The following is a 7,653-nucleotide window of genomic DNA, read 5'->3' on the forward strand; positions in this document are numbered from 1 at the left end:
GTCAATGCGTGCTATATGCGCATTGGCGCTACGAATCGCCGGCGGTGAGACGGTCGTAGAGGTCGCCGAGCTCGTCGATCGCCTCGGCGATGTCGGCGGGCGCGACGCCGGTGGCGCGCAACGCCGCCCGTAGTTCGCCGCCGTCGAGCGCGGTCAGCGGGTTCATCCGCGACGGCGACGGCAGCGGAGGCAACGTCGAGGCGGTGCCGTAGTAGTCGTCGACTTGCAACGACTCCGCGGACTGGGCGTCGTCCGCGGTCCGTGATACCGGTGGGCGAGAATCGACCTCGGCCAGCAGTGCTCGCAGGTCGGTGCCCATCACGGTCAGCAGGGTCAACGGGGTGCGGTCGATCTCGGCGGCCACCTCGTAGCAGGTGACGAGAGCATGGATGCACCGCGGCGCCTCGTCGGGGCACGTGCAGTCGGTCTCGACGTCGGCGGATTCCGTGGGCACCAGCAGCTCACCCAGCGCCGGCGGCTGTTCGCCGCGGGTGAGCAGCATGAGTTCATCGACAGCGTTGCGCTCGCGGAGAAGGTTCGCAAGTGTCGGTGTGTCGACGGTGCGGGTGGTCAGGATGACGTCGAACGGCTCGAGCTGGGTGCCCTCCACCGAGGCGGTCACCCGGCCGGCGTCGATCCGCAGGCCGCGCAGATGCCGATCGCGGAAATACCTGCGCGCCTTGGTGATACGACGGCTGTCGGCGACCGATTCGCCGTCGGCGCCGCGGCCCTCGACGACATCGACGAAGGCGCGTGACCACGAGGTGAGGCCATAGCCGCGGACCGCGATCGTGCCACGCTCACCGCGTCGTTGCGTGCCCTTCTTGCGCACCGTCATTCGCTGACCGCCTCGTCGCGCAGCCGGAAGAGTTCGAAGAGCTCGTCGTCGGCGAGGTCGGACACCCAGTTCTCGCCGGCCTCGACCGTCAGCCGGGACAGCTCACGTTTCTTGGCGATCATGTCGTCGATGCGCTCCTCGATGGTGCCGACACAGACGAACCGATGCACCGACACCTTCTGGTCCTGGCCGATCCGGTAGGCGCGGTCGGTCGCCTGGTCCTCGACAGCCGGGTTCCACCACCGATCGACATGGATGACGTTGTTGGCCGCGGTCAGGTTGAGCCCGGTGCCGCCGGCCTTCAGCGTCGCCAGCAGGACCGGCGGCCCGTCGTCGGACTGGAAATCGGCGACGAGGCGGTCGCGCTCGGTGCGGCCCAGACCGCCGTGCAGAAGCGGGATCTCACTGCCGAACTCCGCGGACAACCACGACGACAGCATGTCACCGAAGGCGGCGAACTGGGTGAAGACCAATGCGCGGTCGCCCTCCTCGGCGACGGTGGAGACGATGTCGGCCAGCAATTCGACCTTGCCGGAGCGGTGTTCGCCGTCGCGGACGAGGTCGGTGCCATCGGCGAGATAATGCGCGGGGTGATTGCACACCTGCTTGAGGCGGGTCAGTGCGGCCAGCACGTTGCGGCGTCGTAGTGTGCGCTGCTGCTTGTCGCGCAGTGCCGCCATCAGTTCGTCGATCACCGCGCGGTACAGCGCCGCCTGCTCGACGGTGAGGTTGGCCCGGACGGCGAAGTCCGCCTTCTCCGGGAGGTCGGCGGCGATCGCCGGATCGGTCTTCTCGCGGCGCAGGATGAACGGCCGGGTGATCGCCGACAACCGTCGGAGGGCGGCCGGGTCACGATCCCGTTCGATCGGTTCGGCGTAGCGTGCGCGGAACACCGACGCGGACCCGAGCAGGCCGGGGTTGACCAGGTCGATGACGGCGCGGAGATCCTCCAGGCGGTTCTCGACCGGGGTGCCGGTGAGGGCGAGTCGGTGGTCGGCGGGGACCGTCCGAACCGCCTTGGCCGCAATGGTGTTCACGTTCTTGAGGTGCTGGGCCTCGTCGACCACGATCCGATGCCAGGGTCGTGAGGACAGCAACTCGTGGTCGCGCGCCGCGATCGCGAAGGTGGTGACCACGATGTCGACGGACTCGCGGATGCCAGCGAACGCCGCCCCGGACTCGCGGGACGGCCCGTGGTGGATCGCCACACGGAGCGCGGGCGCGAACCGGGCGAACTCCCGCGCCCAGTTGCCCACCAGAGACATCGGGCAGACGACGAGCGTCGGCTTCCGACGATCATCGGCAGGCGACGCGGACGGACCGCTGCGTTCGTGGCATTCCAGAGCGATGACCTGCAGGGTCTTGCCCAGGCCCATGTCGTCGGCCAGCACGCCGCCCACACCGAGAGTCGCCAGATGGGCGAGCCAGTCCAGGCCGCGCTGCTGGTAGGGACGCAGGGTGGCGGTCAACCCCGTCGGTGGCGCGACGGATTCGGGACGAAGGACGCCGGTGTCGGCGACGTCGTCGAGCCAGGAGAGGCCTTCGACCCGTGACACCGGTACGGGTAGACGGTCCGACTCGCCGGTGACGAGGTTGAACAGCTCGCCGAAGTCGCTCGGCGGTTCGGCCGCGGCCAGCGCGCGCTGGGTGGCGACGAACGTGGCTGCCCGGGTCAGCGCGGCGCCCTCGGCGCGCATCCACACCCCGCGCACGCGGACGAGATCGCCCTTCTGGCCGGACAATTCGTCGAGGTTGGCATCGGTGAGCGTGATCGCGTCGGGTGTGTCGCCGAGGGCGAGACGCCACTCGAATTCCCGGATCTCCCGCAGGCCGACCATGGCTGCCGGTGCCCCGCCGCCGGGCGGGGCGAGCGCGCGCAGCGTCAGGCTCGGACGGACCTCGGCGATCGTCCGCGGCAACAGAACCGGTATGCCGACGGCCCCGAGCGCCGCCGCGCCCGTGGCGAAGAGTTCCTCCGCGATCGCGGTCGGCAGCAGGAAGTCGAGGGAGCCCCGATCGGGGTCGGCGCGGCCCAGTTCGGGGAATTCACGGACTGCCGTGGCCAATTCGGTCGTCAGTTCGTCGAGTTCGTGGGCGTCGAGGCGGTGCGGTGCGACGGGTTCGACTTGTCCATCGATGCTCCGACGACAGACCTGAAGTCGCCACCGCGAGGTCTCGGCCACCTCGGAGCGGCTCGGCGGGTCGGCGGTGTCGTCGTCCCATGCGTCGGCCCACGGAGTGTCGGCGAGGTCGTCGTACTCGGGTTCGTGCAGCCGGAAGATGAGCGAACGATCGTCGCGCGGAGTGCCGGCGTTCCACCGCGACCAGCCACCCGCGGCGGCTGCGAGGCGTTCGGGGGAGCTGGGCGGGCGGGGATCGGCGTCGGGGAGCAGTGCCCGCACGATGGGAGACGCGGGCCATGGTTCACCGAGGCGGACGGCGGAACGAGCGATGGCAGAACGGCATTCGTGGTCGACGAGTTCGGCGAGGAAGTCGTCCAGGGCGGGTGCGGACCCGTTGTGCAGCAGCGCATCCGGCGCGCTTCCCACGACGACGGCATGCCAGCTGCGCCACGTCGGCGTCGCGACGACGACCCAGCGCACCATCCACTCGCCGGCCACCTGCTGGACCGACGGCGCCACGGTGCCCGACCGCACGAAGGCCCGCACACCGTCGAGGAGATATCGATACCAGCGGACATCGCCGGTCACCGCGATGGATCGCGACGCGTCGAGAAGCGTGATCGCCGACGTCATGCCCAACGTCGCGGCGCGGACGAAACGTCGTTGGCCATCGGCGTCGACGACGGGGATCTCGCTGCGGAAGCGACGGCCGTCGAGTAGGTCGCGAAGGGGCGCGGCGAGATCGGACGGGTCCCCGTCGACCCACACCGCCAGGCCGACGCCCGGTCGCCACAGGGCGTGCAGGGGCTCGGCGGGGCTGGGCTTCGGGGCAGAGTGGGTGGCAGGCTGCCCGCTGGACGGCGCATCATGTGGCATGGAGTATCGTCGGCCAGTTTAGCGACGGGCTACGACACCAGTCGTCGACGGCGGACGGTGCGCGAGACCACCCGACAGTGGTTTGCCCGTTCGGGGAGCCGGGTATCGACGATCGTCGCCCGGCAGACCGGCCGGAACGATCGTAGGAGGTACCGATGGGACAGTCCGAGAGCTCCGCGACTTCGGGGGACAGGGATACCGGCAAGGGTCCGGACACCGAAGTCGAGAAGGATCCGCCCGGCCCGCAGGACCATGGACGCGAGGGCGGGATGGCCACCCGCGAGAACGCCCCCGAAGCGGTCCAGCGCTCCGAGGGCGGCGACTCGTAGGAGGGTCGGGTAACCCGGGTCAGGACACCTCGCGCAGGAGTCCGGTCGCGACGTCGAAGACGAACCCGCGCAACGACGTGGTCTTGGTGACGAACGGGCTGTTCTGGATCCGGGTGATCGATTGGCGGACGTCCTCGTCGAGATCGGCGAACGCCTCCGCCGACCACGCGGGCTTCTGCCCGATCTCGTCCTGGATCTGGCGCTTGAAGTCGTCGTCGGTGAACGTCAGTATGCCGCAGTCGGTGTGGTGGATGAGGATGATCTCGGTGGTGCCGAGCAGTCGCTGACTGATGGCCAGGGAGCGGATCTCGTCGTCGGTCACCACCCCGCCGGCGTTGCGGATCACGTGGGCCTCGCCCTCGTTCAATCCGAGGATGCGGTAGACGTCGAGGCGGGCGTCCATACAGGCCACCACCGCGACGTGCTTGGCCGGCGGCAGGGGCAACGGCCCGGTGAAGGTCTTGGCGTATTCGGCGTTGTTCGCGAGATATTCGTCGGTGACACTCATGCGCCGATCCTGATGTGTCGACGTCGCCCCGGCGAGGGTTTGGACGTGGGTGATCGGAAGTGGCCGAAACGGCACCCCGCAGATGTAGTGCGTCGTTGCGCAGAGCGCCACGAAATGCGACATCTGCACGGCGACACCTGCCGATCGGAGACCGTCAGGAGTTGCCGTCGAGTGATCCCTTGACGTCGTTGAGGACCAGCCAGGCGGCGGCGAGTCCCGAGGACTCGTACCAGACGTCGTCGTCGACGGCGAGCACACGTTTCCACACGGGTGCGCCGAGGCTGAGCCATTCGTCGCTGAGTAGGACCTCTTCCCCGTGGGCGAGGCCTTCCTCGCCCTCGAAGCTCACATAGATGAGGTCGGCGTCGGCGTCGCGGAGGTCGTCGTCGGTGAGGGCGAAGGAGTCGGGCACGCGCTGCGGGCCGGGCCGCTGGACGCCGATGTCCCCGAGCACCTGACCGGCGAAGGTGTTCATACCGGCGATGGTCTCGGAGTCGTCGCCGAAGCGCACCAGCGACACCTGGGTGTGCGAGGCGTCCATCCGCCGGCCGGTCTTGGTGGCCTCGGTCGTGTACTCGGCGAGACGCGTCCGACCCGACCCGCTGCGGTTCACGGCGTCGGCGACGGCCTGGAACTGCTCTTGCCAGGTGCCGTCGGCCGGGATGGTGACGGTGCGGACACCGGGGAACGCGCGGGCGGAGTCCGCGGTGTCGGCGGTGGTGAGGACCAGTCCGGCATCGGCGTCGGCGACCGCCCCGGCGTCGGGGTTCGGTCCGATGGCCGGGACGGAGGTCAGTTGGGGACCGAGATACTCGGGCACGGACCCGGGCTCGGCGGCGACCGCGACGACCTCGGGGCCGAGCCCGAGGGCGCACAGCGCGTCGAGAACAGCGGGGTCGGTCACGACGATGCGTTCGACGTCGGCCTCGCCCGGATCCGGCGCGGTGGGTGCGAGGCAGGTCTTCGCGTAATCACGGTCGGCCGAGACGATGTTCACCTCCGCCACCCGTGTCGTCACGGTGGAGATGGGGGAGCCGTCCGGAGTCGTCAGCGGTTCCTCGCCCGAACAGGAGGCCAGCGCGACCACGGTCAACCCGATCGTGGTCGCCAGGCCAATGCGTCGGACGAGTGAGCGCCGGGTCTCGCCGGTGGCTGCCTCGACACTTCTGGCGGCCTCGTTCGCGACCGTGACCCTCCGTTGCACCCGCCCAACCTAGCACCGGCCCCGTGGCACCCGGCGTAGGCTCGGATGCGCACTCCCGGGCGCCGGACGCCGGCGATCCGAGGGGTGTTCCGAGAGCCTGGCGCGTCGTCGAAGAAACCGCCGATGAGCACTGCCGATCCGGTGGCTCCGACATCGAATACGACAGATCGTAGGACCCGCTCGGCCCGGGCACCGGTGAGGGTTTAGGATCAGTAACCAGCGCTCGGTTTGTTCATGTGCCGACCGACGGCCGAAGGGGTTCGGCGTCGGGTTCGGGCAAGAGGAGGATCTGTGACCGCGGTAGACCAACCCACCACGCAAGTGGCTCCAGTGCGTCCGTTCCCGGAGCGCTATCAGCCCAAGGGTTCGTTCATCTACAAGCTGCTGACGACGACCGATCACAAGTTGATCGGCATGATGTACATCGTCGCGTGCTTCGGGTTCTTCCTCATCGGCGGACTGATGGCGCTGCTGATGCGCGGAGAACTCACGACGCCGGGCATGCAATTCCTCTCGACCGAGCAGTACAACCAGCTGTTCACCATGCACGGCACGATCATGCTGCTGATGTATGCCACCCCCATCGTGATCGGCTTCGCCAACTTCGTACTGCCCCTGCAGATCGGCGCTCCCGACGTCGCCTTCCCGCGGCTCAACGCACTGGGTTTCTGGCTGTTCGTCTTCGGTTCGACCATCGCGATTGCCGGCTTCATCACCCCAGGTGGCGCCGCGGACTTCGGCTGGACCGCCTACACCCCGCTCAGCGACGCCATCCACTCACCCGGCGTCGGCTCCGACATGTGGTTCCTCGGACTGACCGTGTCTGGTCTGGGCACCATCCTGGGCGCGGTCAACATGGTCACCACGGTCATCTGTCTGCGCGCACCGGGAATGACGATGTTCCGTATGCCGATCTTCACGTGGAACATCCTGGTCACCAGTGTGCTGATCTTGCTGGTGTTCCCGCTGCTCACCGCGGCATTACTCGGCGCCGAAGTCGACCGCCAGTTCGGCGCGCATCTGTTCGATCCGGCCAACGGCGGCGCCATTCTCTGGCAGCACATGTTCTGGTTCTTCGGTCACCCCGAGGTGTACATCATCGCGCTGCCGTTCTTCGGCATCGTCTCCGAAATCTTCCCGGTCTTCAGCCGTAAACCGTTGTTCGGGTACTCAGGACTGGTCTACGCCACCCTCGCCATCGCCGCCCTGTCGGTCGCGGTGTGGGCACACCACATGTACGTCACTGGCGCCGTGCTGTTGCCGTTCTTCTCCTTCATGACCTTCCTGATCGCGGTACCCACGGGCGTGAAGTTCTTCAACTGGATCGGCACAATGTGGCGGGGCCACATGACCTTTGAAACCCCGATGCTGTTCTCGGTCGGCTTCATGGTCACCTTCCTGTTCGGCGGACTCACCGGTGTGCTCCTGGCCAGCCCGCCGATCGACTTCCAACTCTCCGACAGCTACTTCGTGGTCGCCCACTTCCACTACGTGCTGTTCGGCACGATCGTGTTCGCCACCTACGCCGGCATCTACTTCTGGTTCCCGAAGATGACCGGACGACTGCTCGACGAACGCTTGGGCAAAATCCATTTCTGGCTGACGTTCATTGGCTTTCACCTCACCTTCTTGGTGCAGCACTGGCTCGGAGCCGAAGGCATGCCCCGCCGATACGCCGACTACCTGCCCTCAGACGGCTTCACCACGCTCAACATCATCTCCACCGCCGGCGCGTTCGTCCTCGGCGTCTCGACACTGCCGTTCCTGTGGAACGT

General features: G+C 67.9%; 6 protein-coding genes. 2 read left to right on the forward strand and 4 right to left on the reverse strand.

What is annotated here, in order from left to right; all coding sequences use genetic code 11:
- Nucleotides 1-28 precede the first annotated feature (28 nt).
- On the reverse strand, nt 29-838 hold the full coding sequence (locus AS181_RS16090) for an SWIM zinc finger family protein (protein ID WP_058252549.1): 810 nt from the start codon (nt 836-838) through the stop codon (nt 29-31).
- Entirely contained in the window at nt 835-3,837 is a 3,003-nt protein-coding gene (locus AS181_RS16095; protein ID WP_058252550.1) for a DEAD/DEAH box helicase, read from the reverse strand. Before AS181_RS16095 ends, AS181_RS16090 begins: the two co-directional genes overlap by 4 nt.
- Before the next feature lie 155 nt (nt 3,838-3,992).
- Here AS181_RS16095 and AS181_RS25180 point away from each other — a divergent pair, with 155 nt between their 5' ends.
- Nucleotides 3,993-4,166, forward strand: a complete 174-nt coding sequence (locus tag AS181_RS25180; RefSeq protein WP_091344398.1) for a hypothetical protein — start codon at nt 3,993-3,995, stop codon at nt 4,164-4,166.
- Nucleotides 4,167-4,185: 19 nt separating this feature from the next.
- On the opposite strand, the gene AS181_RS16100 is transcribed toward AS181_RS25180, so the two are convergent.
- Nucleotides 4,186-4,674: a beta-class carbonic anhydrase gene (locus AS181_RS16100; protein WP_058252575.1), complete on the reverse strand. Its 489-nt coding sequence runs from the start codon at nt 4,672-4,674 to the stop codon at nt 4,186-4,188.
- 154 nt (nt 4,675-4,828) lie between these two features.
- Nucleotides 4,829-5,878, reverse strand: coding sequence for an ABC transporter substrate-binding protein (locus tag AS181_RS16105; RefSeq protein ID WP_058252551.1), 1,050 nt, complete (start codon nt 5,876-5,878; stop codon nt 4,829-4,831).
- 291 nt (nt 5,879-6,169) lie between these two features.
- On the opposite strand from AS181_RS16105, the gene ctaD reads away from it, so the two are divergent.
- A partial coding sequence (gene ctaD / locus AS181_RS16110) for an aa3-type cytochrome oxidase subunit I (RefSeq protein WP_058252576.1) occupies nt 6,170-7,653 on the forward strand: 1,484 nt, incomplete at its 3' end.

This window comes from Gordonia sp. SGD-V-85, from assembly GCF_001456905.1.
In the GTDB taxonomy this organism is placed as follows: domain Bacteria; phylum Actinomycetota; class Actinomycetes; order Mycobacteriales; family Mycobacteriaceae; genus Gordonia; species Gordonia hongkongensis.